This is a genomic window from Methanosarcina barkeri 3 (genome assembly GCF_000970305.1).
GTDB classification, from domain to species: Archaea; Halobacteriota; Methanosarcinia; order Methanosarcinales; family Methanosarcinaceae; genus Methanosarcina; species Methanosarcina barkeri_A.
The window spans coordinates 151,861-165,638 of the sequence record NZ_CP009517.1; the positions used below are offsets into that span (position 1 = coordinate 151,861).

The 13,778-nt window shown below is 41.6% G+C and carries 9 protein-coding genes; 1 reads left to right on the top strand and 8 read right to left on the bottom strand.

What is annotated here, in order from left to right:
• Positions 1-2 precede the first annotated feature (2 nt).
• The 7 genes from MSBR3_RS00640 to MSBR3_RS19725 form a co-directional block, all read right to left on the bottom strand.
• Entirely contained in the window at positions 3-2,885 is a 2,883-nt protein-coding gene (locus MSBR3_RS00640; RefSeq protein ID WP_048105729.1) for a DUF1156 domain-containing protein, read from the bottom strand.
• Between the two features lie 79 nt (positions 2,886-2,964).
• Positions 2,965-6,588, bottom strand: a complete 3,624-nt coding sequence (locus MSBR3_RS00645; RefSeq protein ID WP_048105730.1) for a helicase-related protein — start codon at positions 6,586-6,588, stop codon at positions 2,965-2,967.
• A 365-nt stretch (positions 6,589-6,953) separates the two neighbouring features.
• Positions 6,954-7,397, bottom strand: coding sequence for a hypothetical protein (locus MSBR3_RS00650; RefSeq protein ID WP_048041044.1), 444 nt, complete (start codon positions 7,395-7,397; stop codon positions 6,954-6,956).
• A 39-nt stretch (positions 7,398-7,436) separates the two neighbouring features.
• Entirely contained in the window at positions 7,437-7,715 is a 279-nt protein-coding gene (locus MSBR3_RS00655) for a hypothetical protein (RefSeq protein ID WP_048037392.1), read from the bottom strand.
• A gap of 119 nt (positions 7,716-7,834) precedes the next feature.
• Positions 7,835-10,918 carry a phage/plasmid primase, P4 family gene (locus MSBR3_RS18710; protein ID WP_052723218.1) on the bottom strand — a complete coding sequence of 1,028 codons (3,084 nt, stop codon included), beginning with the start codon at positions 10,916-10,918 and terminating at the stop codon, positions 7,835-7,837.
• The gene (locus tag MSBR3_RS19720; RefSeq protein ID WP_155396606.1) at positions 10,919-11,086 is read right to left on the bottom strand and encodes a hypothetical protein; all 168 of its coding nucleotides are present in this window, start codon (positions 11,084-11,086) and stop codon (positions 10,919-10,921) included.
• 80 nt (positions 11,087-11,166) lie between these two features.
• Positions 11,167-11,331, bottom strand: coding sequence for a hypothetical protein (locus MSBR3_RS19725; protein WP_155396608.1), 165 nt, complete (start codon positions 11,329-11,331; stop codon positions 11,167-11,169).
• A gap of 456 nt (positions 11,332-11,787) precedes the next feature.
• Here MSBR3_RS19725 and MSBR3_RS00670 point away from each other — a divergent pair, with 456 nt between their 5' ends.
• Complete coding sequence (locus MSBR3_RS00670; protein ID WP_048047671.1) at positions 11,788-12,585, top strand: winged helix-turn-helix domain-containing protein; 798 nt, start codon at positions 11,788-11,790, stop codon at positions 12,583-12,585.
• An 8-nt stretch (positions 12,586-12,593) separates the two neighbouring features.
• Here MSBR3_RS00670 and MSBR3_RS00675 read toward each other — a convergent pair whose 3' ends face one another.
• Positions 12,594-13,709 carry a tyrosine-type recombinase/integrase gene (locus MSBR3_RS00675; RefSeq protein ID WP_048040710.1) on the bottom strand — a complete coding sequence of 372 codons (1,116 nt, stop codon included), beginning with the start codon at positions 13,707-13,709 and terminating at the stop codon, positions 12,594-12,596.
• Positions 13,710-13,778: the final 69 nt, after the last annotated feature.

The following is a 13,778-nucleotide window of genomic DNA, read 5'->3' on the forward strand; positions in this document are numbered from 1 at the left end:
TTTTATTCCTCCTCAACAAGGTGTGTTTGCCCTTTTGGCAGGACTTTCTCCTCTCTTGAAAGCCTCATAATTTCAGGCCAGCTCTGCACCAACGAGTTGTAAGCAAGTGCTTCCTGAGCCCGTTTTTTACGCTCGCAAAGAGTGTATAATAGATAAGCGAGTTCCCTTGCTGTATCAGCTTTGCTTCCGAGTTTTGCCACCATTTCAGCAGCAGCATTTTCCCCGCCGGCTTCAAGCACGCGGATAAGGTGATGTACTATTTCCCATACTGTTAATCTGGAATCTGTAGCTGGATCCCAATCTTTCGGAAGCTCTTCAGGTTTCAAAAGGCGTACTTTGCCTCCTTTTGAAGTTAAAATCCCAGCTTCAACCATTCCAGAAACGCTGGTATTCTTTGCTTTAGAGAGCGTTTCAGCAACTCCATACTCACTCTCTGCAAATCCAAACTGCTCGAACCATGCAAGAGCCCATCGACTGTCTGAATCAAAATCTCCTTCCTGCTCGGCTAGCACTTCGTCCAATGTCTGGTTAATAAGTGTGAGAGCTTCGCGTACAGAGAGAGCTTTGCCCTCAGCATCAAGCACTTTTGAATAGCGAGTATAGATCGCCATTCCGGGGCCAATTGCTGCTTGTTGTAAGTCTACAGGAGCTATATTTCCACGTTGGAGATGTTTGAGTGCAATTGGTAGCTCTGATTTGAGTGCATTAAGAAACTCTCGGCGGGTAGCTGTAGGGGCATTTTCATCACGTTTACGGCAGACGAGAACGATACTGGAAGCAAGGGTATTGGTACCAGATCGTTCCAGAGTTCTACCTTTCATCTCTGTACGCATTGGCCAAGTACCTGTAAGGGTAAAACCCGCTTGGATAACTGCATTGAGGAAAGTTTCCCAACCCGTAGAGACAGTACCTTCTCTTTCTGTTTCTGATTGCTTGAAGGCGTAGTAAATTGTAATCGGGAAGTTTGGATGCACTTGTCCAGCTAGCATGTGCATGGCTTGTGTCATGCCAGCCAAGAAAAAAGCCTCTGCATTTTCCTTACTTCCATGGCGGTAAGGAGAGGCTACAAGTTCTTCAGCCTTTGGCACGGCAAGTGTGGCGAAAATATTAGGGAAAAATGGCTTCAAAGAACGACGTAGCCAGACATAGAAAAAGTCCGACAAGTCGGCATAGCCGATGTTGTCATAATATGGAGGATCTGTAGAAACGACCTTACAGTTACTTATTGCTTGATTAGTAGCATCCGATTGACTAGCAAATCCCTTGATTTGAGAAGGCAACTGAAGAAGTACCTGCCTATTTTGCTCAATGGAGTTTAGGAAGTTCCCGGAAGTTTCAGAAAAAGGATTTCCTTCCATAAAATCCCATACCATTGGAATGGCTTGTCTTGCAAACACAGACGTTATTTTTTCTCTAGAGGTGTCATGAGTTGTGATGTTTGACCAATAAGAAGAGATACGACTTATGGAAATGCTGAGACATGCTGCAATAGCATCTGCATAAGCTTCCGCATTCGTACCACCATTGTTTAGACTCAGACCATCGTCAGATATTCCTGCCATGAGTGCATCTTCTTTCACTTTTTCGTGCACTTCTTGTACTAGATCTGAAAATGTTGTAAGAGCCACAAGCTGGCGGGGAGTAAAGAGATGATTAAAATGCGTAAGGCCATATAGAGGAGTGAACATTGACCGGCGATCAGGTGGGATTTCAACGTTCGGTTCCCAAATTGGCTGTGCCTGGCATGCAATTGTTTCCATATCTGGTGTTGGTGGTAGGTACACACGACCACGATCACCTTCAGCCACAATAGCCATCATCCGTGCACCAATGCGTCCAGCCACTCCCTCTGCCTTAATATAATCTGGTTTTAGTGGTGCTCCTGACATTAAGCATTTAAAATTAGCTCCCCTTGCAAGCTTAGTACCGTTTTTAGCTGCGTCTAAATCTTTTGGTTTTCCCATTTTCACTGTAAAGTAATAATTGTCACCCTCAATAACAGGCTCAACATAAGCCTGTTTACCTGGTTTGGCGCAAAGCATAAATTTGGAAGTGAGAGGTACTTTCACATGCGCAAATGCAGGATTTGGGCTTTTCACTGTACGTGCCCAGAGCCACGCAATAACTGTAAGTTTTTGCCCAATGTAAGCTTTCAGGTCAGGCCTTTCTTGTATCATTTCTTCTGTAATCTCAACTTTTGGGTAGAGATTCCCAATTTTCTTTTCTGCTTCGTCGCGCATCCACTTCCCATAATAATACACATCCTCTGCCAATCCTTTTGCACCTTTCCAACTCCCTGAAGTTATTTCCTTTTGCTTTCTGGATTGAGGGTTTATCGGTGGATTGCCTGCGAATTTTGGCGGAATCTCGATCATTACCTTGTTTATGAGCACAGCTACAGGATTTAGGTCTGAGGCATAAGCCTCCAGACCCAACCTCTGAGCTTCCAGAGGAATAGAGCCACCCCCTGCAAAGGGATCATGGAAAGAAGGTAGTTTATCTGGATTAAAGAGTTTTACTGCTTGAGGGTCTTCTTTGTTTTCTTCACAGATGGTACGCCAGCTTTTCCAGATTTCTTTCCTTGCTTGGTTGAGCACTTTTTCATTTGTGGTATTCTCCCACTGAACAAATTCCTCAATAATCCGGAAGAGGCGCTGTCTTTCCTGTTCCTGTGACTCTTCTGTAGGGAATTTTTCTGGGTGCTCTGAAGGATCGTCTATCATCTGGGCAAAGATCACGGCACGGGCTGTAGCAGTAGGTTTTCTCGACCACCACAAGTGCAGGGTACTGGGGTGTCCGTGACGGATAGATTTTTCTCGTACAGAGGCTTCGTTGATAGCCTTCAGGGGGAGGGCAACTTCGATAAGTTTCTTTTTATAAGCCATGAGTTATTACATCTCTGTAGATATTTTTTTAGCATTGAAAGATCAAATAAATTAGAAGATTTCAAGAATTAAACTGACATTAAATGGGGTTTCTGCGTATTGATATGGGGGGCAATGCTTCAGCAGTATAATGCCGCATCTCCTCCGCTCTTGACAGCAGTTCTGCAAAGTCATAGTTTACACTTGTCACCCCGAAATCAGGTTCACGCTGGAAGGGATGGCGGAGGTAGTGCACGTGGTGATTTTCATCAGACATGAACTCGACGATAGCCAGGATGAAGTCATCCGGTTTATTAAGAGAGTAGAGGATCTCATTTTTAGTAACTGTAACGGTCTTTGCGCCAGAAACCCTTCCTTTTACTTCAATGAATCGCAGCTTCCCTGTACCTAAAACGCGGCTTTCTATATCGTAACCGAGTTTCTCAGTCTCGCGGTCAATAGGATCAAAGCCGAGGCTGCGTTCTATATCCATCACAATGGCACGCGCACGGGCTGCAGAAGCCTGGGTATCTATCGGCTGCACTGGTTCTGGAAGAGGCTTTCCAGTCATTTTTGCAATCAATCCTGCTGGCACTACCAGAAGCCCACCAAGAATCACAGGAGGAAGCGGAGAAATCTGTCTCTCCAGTCTCAGTTCTTCCATACGCTTTTCAAGGCGAGCCTGCAGTGCATCTGCACGTTTGCGGGCTTCCCCTGAGTTAAGCCTGGCATTGGGCTTGCCTGCCTGCTCCTGAAGCTTCAATTCTTCAGCTCTGTGATCCCAGTAGTTTATCTCTTTTGTCAGCCGGTCTTTTACTGCTGCTTCTGTCTTCTCAATTAGTTCCAGTTTGCGTGAACGGATCTCTTTAAGGTGTTCCGGTACAACATAAGCAACGGCATGTCCCTGAGCCTTCTGCTCAAGTTCCCGGCTAATCCATGAGCACTCTGGTCTGGCAAGAAGCTCTTCCACGTGAGGTTCATCAGGTCTGAGTGGACGATAGTCAAGATAAGGTGCATAGTGTATATGCCTGGTATTCCCTGCTGAGTCCAGTTCTACGTACAGCATACGCTTAGAAATGATACGCCTTTCCCCTGAACGGGTAAGGTTTGCATCCTGAATGGCATGTTCAAGGTAGAAAAGAACACGTGGGTTGATTCCCGGATCGCGCTCGTCTACAAGTATAGTTCCTCTGCGCAGGAGGTCTCTGTGACGTTCCAGCGTAAGATCTATGGTAGAAGCGAGCAGCGGGTGTCCAGGACAGACAAAGGCTGCAAGAGGCTGTCCCTGAGGTGCAACAAGCGATTTTTCAAAAGCAATTCTTTCGTACCTCGGCAGTATCGGCTCACCCGTACCAATCATGCGGTCGCGGTTTCTGATAGGTGCTGGCACATAAGTAATTTCATATCTGCGAGGCTCACGCTGTTTGACAGAACCTCCAAGGCGCTGGAAAGCTTCAAGGAAAAAGGATTCAATGTAATGTGGTTGAAGCCTTCTAGCCTCAGCCCGTTCCATATCCTCACGGATACGGTATACCCGGCTTGCATCCATTGCGTCGTGAGCAAGAGCTTTCTCTTCCAGCAGATCCTGGAGATGGTTTTGGTCGAAGGCATTAGATATTACCTGTGTAAGTTTAGCCCTCACATTAGGTTGTTCACCATAACGAATTGCTTCAATCAATAGTTCACGCAGTGGTTTGCCATCAAACTGGAGTTTTCCCAGAACATCAAAAACTTGACCTCCAAGTGCCTGCCGTGCCTGTTCTAGTTTTAACAGCAGTGTTCTGTATACGTCACCTTCTCGGGTTTCTTCAGCAACCAAGTTCCAGAGATGACAAACTTCGGTCTGTCCTATACGATGAATACGGCCGAAACGCTGCTCTATACGATTTGGATTCCACGGAAGATCATAATTGACCATCAGATGAGCACGTTGCAGGTTGATACCTTCTCCAGCCGCATCAGTTGCCAGAAGTACCTGGACTTCAGGGTCGTGCTTGAAGGCTTCCTGTGCCTTCATCCTATCCTCACGCCCCATGCCACCGTGTATGGTCACAATGGCTTCCTCTCTTCCTAAAAGGGTACTGATACGTTTCTTCAGGTATTTCAGTGTGTCTCGGTGTTCAGTGAAAATTACCAGCTTCTGGCGCGGGGAAGATACAGGCCTGGGGATTGGCCTTGATCCATAAGGTGTCTGCTCTTCAGCGGCGCGGTCGACAATGGGCGCCAGAGTGAAGATTTCTCCAAGCAGGCTTGCAAGTTCACGCCATTTTTTGTCCTCCCCACTACGATAAACAGTATCAGCGAGGGCTTCCAGATGTTTCAGGGTCTCAATCTCTGCTTTCAATTCTGTAATAGTGCGGGCTGCAGTTGCCTGGTCGAGGATCTCCTCCTCAACTGTTTCGACCTCACTGTCAGGTGCATCTTCCAGGTCTTCTACGTCTTCTGCGTCAAGCACTGCTCCTTCGTATACAGAAACCTGAGCTCCTCTCTGGAGCAATTCCATCTCACGCAATCGTTTTTCCAGGCGTTCGTGACGGCGACGCAGTGATTCGCGGATTGCCTCAGGAGATGATGCAAGACGACGCTGCAGGATGGTTAGTGCAAAGCCAACTGTCCCCGCTCGTTTGTCGTTCTGAAGCGCTTCGGCGCGGTCAAATTCATTTCGCACATAATCAGTAACTTCCCTGTAAAGCCGTGTTTCTGCATCCGAAAGCCTATAAGGTACAGTATAAGCAATGCGCTCAGGGAACAGAGGCGTTGCATCAAACTTGAACAATTTTTCCTTTACCATCCGACGCATCAGATCAGAAACGTCTGCTGTATGGACTCCATCACGGAAACGTCCCTCAAAGCGGTCTCCGTCCAGCAGAGCCATAAAGAGCTGGAAGTCTTCCTCTTTCCCATTGTGTGGGGTTGCCGTCATCAAAAGGAAGTGTCGTGTCAGAGTAGAGAGTAACTGCCCAAGCCTATACCTTTTTGTGTACTTAATTTCGCCGCCAAAAAACGTTGCTGACATCTTGTGCGCTTCATCGCAGACTATCAAGTCCCAACGGCAGTCTGGAACTTTGAGCTTCTCCTGTATATTTTCATTGCGTGAGAGTTTATCCAGCCTTGCAATAACCAAGTTTGTCTCCAAAAACCAGTTGCCTGTGCGTGCAGCTTCAAGCTTGTCATTAGTAAGAATCTCAAAAGGAAGATTAAAACGTCGGTAAAGCTCATCCTGCCACTGTTCAGCCAGACTTCCAGGACAAACAACAAGGCAGCGATGCAGATCTCCTCGGGCTATCAATTCTTTCATTAGGAGTCCAGCCATAATCGTCTTCCCAGCTCCTGGGTCATCTGCCAGCAGGAAACGCAGAGGCTGTCGAGGCAGCATTGCATCGTAGACAGCTGTAATCTGATGTGGAAGCGGATCAACCATTGAGGTATGCACAGCAAGAACCGGATCAAACATGTGTGCCAGACGGATTCGATGAGCCTCCGAAACAAGCCTGAAAAGACCTCCGTCCCCATCGAAACTCCAGGGTCTTCCCTGCTCAACAACTTCAATTCTATTTTCGTCATGACGATAGAGAAGTTCATTGGCAGGCTTACCTTCAGGAGTTTTATAGGTAAGATCAAGGGCTTCTGAACCGAACCAGTGTACGTTTATGACTGTTACCAGACAATCTGAAAGAATACCTCGCACTGCTGCGTTTGGTCGAAGGTCTTCAAGTTTACTCATGGAAACACATACCTAGAAAATATATTATAAAACTTATTTATATTTCATTAAAGATTTTCTATTAAGGTATACCTGCTAATCTTTTTAACTCTTGCTCTTCACAATAATTTCCTTGTGTTTCATAAACAATAAGCAGTATTCTAAACTGAATTTTCTAGGTTTTAATGAAAGAGTAAAAATAGCTACTAAGTAAGTTTAATTTGAAGATGTTTAAGATATCGTCAAAAATAATTTATTTTCAAAAAAACACACATGAATTTCTTCGAAGAAAAGGCTCAAAAAGTGAAAGTATCTGGAAGTACTTTCGTGCCAAAGAATAATACGTTCTTTCGTGATATCTGCAAGACTGACAATTACTAAAAATCTCATATCCCTGCTTCGTACATTGCTTGAAGTAATTCATATTCTGCATCAATAACTTCAGGAGTTCTATCTTTGCTTAATAACGAATTCATTTTATCAAGTGCTCTTTTATAATTTTCAACTTCCACCGGGCAATCGAAAAGATAATTAATTTTTATTTGTGGCTTATTAGGGTTCTCTGCATTCCATGAAGCCCTTAAGAAATTATGATTCGCATCCATGACTTCAGCATCACAGATAAAGTCCATTCGTTCATGTTCAAGTAATTCGGATTCAGATACCCCACTGTCTACTAACCGCTGCCTGGCCCGTGCCTTTGCCATCTCAAACTCTTTAGAACAGCGCAAGAGTTCAGGAGTATATGATAAATTTTCGCTGTGTCTATTTGGTGGTATTATGGCTTTCCTGAGCTCCTGTATTTCCCTTTTAATCTGCTGCAGCGTCATATTTAAGTACCTCATCGGCAAGCTCTTTTAATTCATGCCTTATCTTTTGGATTGAGATTTCAAAGCCTCTTTGAGTTCTTCTATTTCGTTTTTGATTTCGTCGAGTTCTGTATCTTTCAGGATTGAATTTTGAACCTGAATAGCCTGGAGATATACCCTCATATAGGCAAGTTTTGTATTATCTCCTTCCTGAGGTCTGAAGCGTTTAGCTTTTAGCCTATCCTGCAAGTGTGCGATTAGTTCAGAATTGGCGTTTAAAAGCGAGTTCCTAGAGGAAAAATTTAAAGTAACTATAGGGCTACTGTTATCTGTTTTCATATTTTCCCTTTATAAACATGTGGTTCTTATATGACATAATATTTAATTTATAAGCTGATAAATTTCACGCTGTTAACATAAAAATGAAAAGAAATTGATATAGAGGAAAAGAAAAAATTTTACCCCCACTCCCATTCACAGAGTCTTTCGGCTTCGTCTAGTAAAGTTTGATATCCTAACACCTGTTTATACCCAGGATATCTTCTATTAAACTCATCCAATAAACTTGGAATATTATCAACAGAAAAATTATGTCCATCACTCACCAATCTTTTTAAGTCAGCTCTGAAAGATCTGATGTATTCTAAGTTTTTTACACTGTATTCTTCATTTTGTTGCTCAGAGATTAGCTTTTTTTGTTTCAGGACAGGCTCGTCTACGTATCTGTCCTGCAAGCCTGTCCTATCGCTTATGCTATCGAAAAAATGCATTTTAGGACAGGCTTCAAGGTTATTTGTTAGTGAGTTTTCTATTTTATTTGCATTTTCGTCTTTTTTGTCCGTCACCTCTGTGTAAAAAACACAAGAATGACAGTATGGTTTATTTACTAGACAAGTTTGAGGAAGGGGTAAAGCCTGTCCTGCCTGTCCTAATTGCATTTTTTCGGCATCAGTTGCCAATAAAAAACTAGGACAGGCTTGAGTGTCTTTTTTCCAATTAAGCCTGTCCTGAGCCTCTGGAATGAGGGCTATATTGCACCAGTATGTAACTTTTTTTGTGCAGTTTGTGCCGGGTTTGTTATCTCTGTAATTCTCATAACCGAGTTTTTTAAGTTCCTTCCCCCACTGGTTATAAGCTGTTGCGTTTTTGTTACTGACCTCAGCCCATAACGTGTATGTACTGTAAAGAATTATAGCATCTATATCTCCCTGGCTTTCTTTTGTGCATTCATCCATAAAAGCAGCTATCGGATTACTATTAAACTCATATTCTCTTTGAGTATCTTCTACAGATTTATCGTTTGAAAATTTCCCATTTTCTTTAAGTCTCTTCAATCCTTGGAGAGCAAGATTAAGAAAGCCTGAAAGTTCTTCAGGATCTTTCAGCTTCGTAATTAACGTTTTATCTTCCTTCCCTCCTTCAAAATTATTAGGAAACTGAACTAAAACCCATCTGCGATAATATGCCTTGTCTTTTTTTCCTTCAGGCAACACATTTGCGGAGAAAACAAGTTTAGCGGTGTTGCGGAAATGAAAAGAGTCCTGATATTTATTCTCCCCATCGATCAGATCTAGTCCGCTGGTCAACTTTTTGAAGACTTCCGATTTATGCATTTTGCTATCTGGAATATCTCCACAAATGTTAACCAGCTTTCCGTATAGTTTTGCGGTCCTATACTTGTCGAATTCAAGTCTTTGCAGGCTCTCCGCGGAGGTATTTTCTCCGCCAACAAGCGCCTCTAACAATGCAAGAAATACACTTTTACCGTTAGAACCGACACCATAAAGCATGAAAGCCTTTTGATGAGAGCAATCTGTGGTTAAACAATAGCCTGCGATCTCACACAGCAAATCTATATCCGGCTCTGCAACTACATCATGTAAAAACTTGCTTATTTGAGGGCATTTTGCATCTTCATTATAAAAAACAGGAATTTGCCTGATCAATTTTATTTCCGGTGTGTGGGGTTCAAGTTCCCACGTTTCAAGATTGAAAAGCCCGTTTTTCAGGTTGATATATCTATCCTGGTTCTCTTCTATACTGTCGCGTGTAATGTGAGTATAAGCCCTGATATAAGCCAGCACCTCACTTACATACTTTGCCGTAGCTTTTGGAACATGAGTTAAAGGAAATCCGGGATTTGCTTCATTCCAATATTTTGCATAATATTCATTGTGCACATTTCTGATTTCAGTATCTAAAAGTGCTTCTGTGTCTTCGTTCTTGTAAACACCGTCTTTGTAAAGATATATTTGCTTATTATCCCTCATTGAAAAAATATGGGCGTTCTCCAATATATGCTCTGCAACTACATCGAAGGGAACGTTTATCTTTTCTGGTTTACCTTCACGAATTTTCTGTTTCCTTTTCTTTTCTTTTATTGGCTCTCTTCCAGTCTCAATTCCTTCCTTTTTGCAGTCTTCCAGAACCCTGTTATAAATAGATACGGGAAGCTTCCAGCCATCGGTAATTTCTTCTTTCGTGCATAGCTCCCGATTCAGTGCACAGTAAATTAATGCTTTGGAGGGTATAGGATCACTTTTTGGAATGTATCCATGATCTTTAGCATATTTCCAGATAGTAAACTGAGTATAAGGGTCTTCTACGTCTACTCTTGAACTTCCCCCGCCATGTGGAAAGCCAGCCTGGGAACATGTAGAAACTCCAGAGGCTACCGCCAGATAAGTTATAGCGTTATGGCTAACATTATGCCGCCAACAGTGCAAAACATCCCCAGAAATGCTGGCATTTTTACCCGTTTCAGAACCGTGTAACTCAGCGAACATTTCAAAACGTTTGCCTGGTTGGTTGCTCCTTCCAGTCACATCATGTATATCCAGATCAAACAGAGCGCTTCTATTTTTTTGGCCCTGCCGTTCCCAGCTTTTACACTGCCTTTTTTCTATTTTCTTTATACTGGCAGCAATTTCAGTGGCTCTTCTTTCTTCGAGAGTTGTCCTGTATATTTCCGGTAGTTCTTCATAAGTTATGTTTGAGACCTCAGATTCTAAACATAACCTGTACTTTCCAGCATGTATACGGTCTTCTTCTGGAATCCTGCGAATCTCCTCTTCTGAACAAGGAACAAAAGACCCCGAACAAACAACATATTGCCAGTTTGAGCGAACTTCTCCAGCGTTTTCTGTTGCTATGTTCTGTTTAGCACTATTTTTAAATATTGCACCTTCTCCCTGCGCTGGTTCATCTTTAGTAAAATAAAAACAATGCCTCCCGATTTGTTTTCTGGATTTTACTGTTAAAGTTGTTTTAGCTCCCCCTACTGCTTCCAGATTGTCTATGTCAACTATGCAGAGGTTATCTTTATCCGTGCCTGCAATACCGATATTAAACCCTTCTCTCATCAGGCTATAAGCTTCAGAAAATGTTTTTCTATTTTTCTTCCAGCTTATTCCAGGCAGTGGATCTTTTCCGTTTTTAACAAGCGGAAAATAAAAAGGTTGATAATCCGGGTTGCCTTTCGTTAAGAGTTGATGGAACTTTTTAAACTCTTCCGGATCTGTATTTACTGCAGGGAGGGACATTTAAATCCTCCTGAATATCTGCGGTTTGTGCTTCCTTGCCTGTTGCCTCTCAATTATTCTATGTTTGCAGTCTTTACAATGCTCTTCCAAAATGCTAGCATCGATGTATTCAGACAGGTCAGGCTCCGGAGGGAGTATATCATTATCGTCCTCAAGTAAAGAGCTCATGGACTTTCTCCTCCATCAAAAATGGAAACAAAGAAAAACTCATAACCTCGTACAGTATAGAATAACCAAAAGCAGTTATTTTACTCAGAGATGGACACCCCCGCATATTTTTTTATTAAAATCCCGATAGCATGTTCGAAGGGATCCGAAGAGTTTTCAAGAAAATCTACAGCTTCTTTTTTTCTCTCATAAGTCTGCCTTGACCACGACAAAAAAGATATATCTTCTGAAGTACTATTTTTCATTGCCTGCACCTTCTCTTTTAGTTGGTTGGTGTTGAGCTCTCGGTTCTTTCAGAGTCTTGGCCGGCCTGTGGAACCGAGGTAACTATTATTCTCTGTTGGTCATCCATCTCAACATTTACACATTTCATTTCTACGTTCATGGTTTTTACCCATTGCATAGGTAGCGAAATTAGATAACTACCACCTTGTTTAATCACAGATCTTTGTCCGAAACAGAACATAAATACCCTCTTTTATTATCTGTCGTTTTGTATATAGACAACTTATAACTTTATATGCATTTTTTATCGAAAATAAGAGCTAACAAGGTCGATAATCGAAAATCGGGCCTCAAAAATCGATAGTCGAAAAATGAACTTCAAAAGTCGATATATTTGTAAGTTTTACTGCCTACTGATGATTAATCGATTAATGATCGATAATTTTAATATTGATTATAACATATCTTAGAATACTATGAAAAAAGATAAATCACCAAAAATAAAAAACAAAAATAAAATTCTGAGTTCTTTGCTGGACTCTCCTAAAACAACTGGAGAACTAGCTGAAGAACTAGGTTATGTTAAATCGAACGGCGATCGGAAGTATCATTCAATTGATAGGCTTTTAAAAGACCTAGAAGAAAACGGATACCTTGTAAGTAAAAAAGAGAAAATAGAGAATCAGTCTGGAGCTCCTCCAAGGCGCTACTCAATTAACTATAGTTTTGAAAATCTAGTAAATATACTTAATGAAGATCCGGGCTTAATATCAAAAATGCAAACGAACGATTCAGTTCTCGAAAGTATATTAAAGATAACAAGAACTCGTTCTTACAAGCACCGTATTAGTTTTGAAAATACAGGTAGAGTTGAAACATATATCGAAAAAGATAAGCCTCTCTCAGAGAAATTGGAAAGAGAATTGAAAGCAGAATTAAAAGAAAAATTCAGACTATCTCCTGAATTCTTCAGGTATTTTCTAAATAATTGTGACAGTAATTTACGGAATCGTCTTATAGAACTTGCTGAATTTAACGAAAAAATAGAGGGAAATGGATACAAGAAAGAAAAAGAACGTTTTGTTAATAACTGGAAAGCACATAATAACACATGTTCAGAAATGAATGCACCAGGCTTTGATACAGCATTCAAAGTATGTGTTTTTCGGGATATATTGAATGGACAATCAAGCGAAGAAGCGAAAGAATATTTAATAAAAATAGAGCAGGAGAAAAAAGAAGCAGAAGAATACATAAAGAAACTGAAAGGATAACTGGCAAGTTACTGTTTTTCACTAAATTTTTTTACTACATTTAAAAGTTCTAGCATCACCTCATTATCAATCTGTCCCAAAGCTTCGGTTTTTACGTCCTGTACTTCTACAGCAAGCTTGTGATCAAGAATCATCGAACATATGTAACAGTACTTTGCACCTGCCGGGTTCCTTGTCTTGCACCTGGTGCATTCAACAGGTTTTAGTTCTATGTCTCTTTCATCACTGTCATCTTCAACAATGCCATTCTTAGCAAGTAGTTTCTTTTCTATATCAGCTCCTGAGAGATGCAAATAAGTTGCAGGCATGTTACTTTCTTTAGTCCAACCTGCAAATATCCTTAACTCCATCTCGTTAAATCCTCTTTTAGCAAGATCTGTTAAGCGTCCATGCCGGAATGCATGAGGATAAACATTCTTTTTTATCCCGGCTTTGTTTGCGAGGCTGTTTAACATGTTGTTTACTGTCTGCTCGTTGAGCCTCCGGTAATTTCCATTATACTTTCTATCTGTAATAAACAAAGGAGCACTGGGGTCATCTCGGAGAGGATGCATATTTAGATAAAGCTGCAGGTCTGGAACGCTATCAATAAGCCTTATTCTTCTTTTTCCTGTTTTGCCGTCAACTATAACTGTAGCCCCGTATTTGTCAGGCTGGATATGCCCTATATTAATGTTCAATAGCTCTCCTTTTCTTGTTGCAGAATCCCAGAGTACCATAACTAAAGCCCTGTCCCTCTGATTGTTTGCAGCATCCCGCAGAGTCAGGACATCCGCAGGCAAAAGAACTTCATCGACAGGCAAGTTGTTTTTGGGTTGCTTGCTTTTGATTCCTGTAAAAAAGTCATTATCAGGTTTTAGCCATTGAAAGAAAGTTCTTAGGGTTAAAAAATTATTATGCACAGTTGTTTCACTGCATGTCTTTTTGCGGTGAATAATGAAATTCTCTATATCCTTCTTCTTAACCGTGTTAAGGGATTTATTTTTCATGAACTCAACAAATGCCTTTAATCTCCACTGTTCGCCAAGAATTGACTTCTCTTTCTTTCCGGCTAACGTAGCATGACGGATATAGTCATCAATAATTTCTTTGTTTTTTCCTGTAAATTCTGGGGGGTTTTTCATATAATGTAATTGGACGACTCCCTATAAATAATTAATCAAATCCAGTATCGTACTTTATGGATTATTCAG

What these genes read in the sequence shown, in the direction of transcription:
- MSBR3_RS00675 (WP_048040710.1), bottom strand. Translation starts at nt 13,709, where the DNA reads ATGAAAAACCCCCCAGAATTTACAGGAAAAAACAAAGAAATTATTGAT.
- MSBR3_RS19725 (WP_155396608.1), bottom strand. Translation starts at nt 11,331, where the DNA reads ATGAAAAATAGTACTTCAGAAGATATATCTTTTTTGTCGTGGTCAAGG.
- MSBR3_RS00640 (WP_048105729.1), bottom strand. Translation starts at nt 2,885, where the DNA reads ATGGCTTATAAAAAGAAACTTATCGAAGTTGCCCTCCCCCTGAAGGCT.
- MSBR3_RS18710 (WP_052723218.1), bottom strand. Translation starts at nt 10,918, where the DNA reads ATGTCCCTCCCTGCAGTAAATACAGATCCGGAAGAGTTTAAAAAGTTC.
- MSBR3_RS19720 (WP_155396606.1), bottom strand. Translation starts at nt 11,086, where the DNA reads ATGAGCTCTTTACTTGAGGACGATAATGATATACTCCCTCCGGAGCCT.
- MSBR3_RS00645 (WP_048105730.1), bottom strand. Translation starts at nt 6,588, where the DNA reads ATGAGTAAACTTGAAGACCTTCGACCAAACGCAGCAGTGCGAGGTATT.
- MSBR3_RS00670 (WP_048047671.1), top strand. Translation starts at nt 11,788, where the DNA reads ATGAAAAAAGATAAATCACCAAAAATAAAAAACAAAAATAAAATTCTG.
- MSBR3_RS00655 (WP_048037392.1), bottom strand. Translation starts at nt 7,715, where the DNA reads ATGAAAACAGATAACAGTAGCCCTATAGTTACTTTAAATTTTTCCTCT.
- MSBR3_RS00650 (WP_048041044.1), bottom strand. Translation starts at nt 7,397, where the DNA reads ATGACGCTGCAGCAGATTAAAAGGGAAATACAGGAGCTCAGGAAAGCC.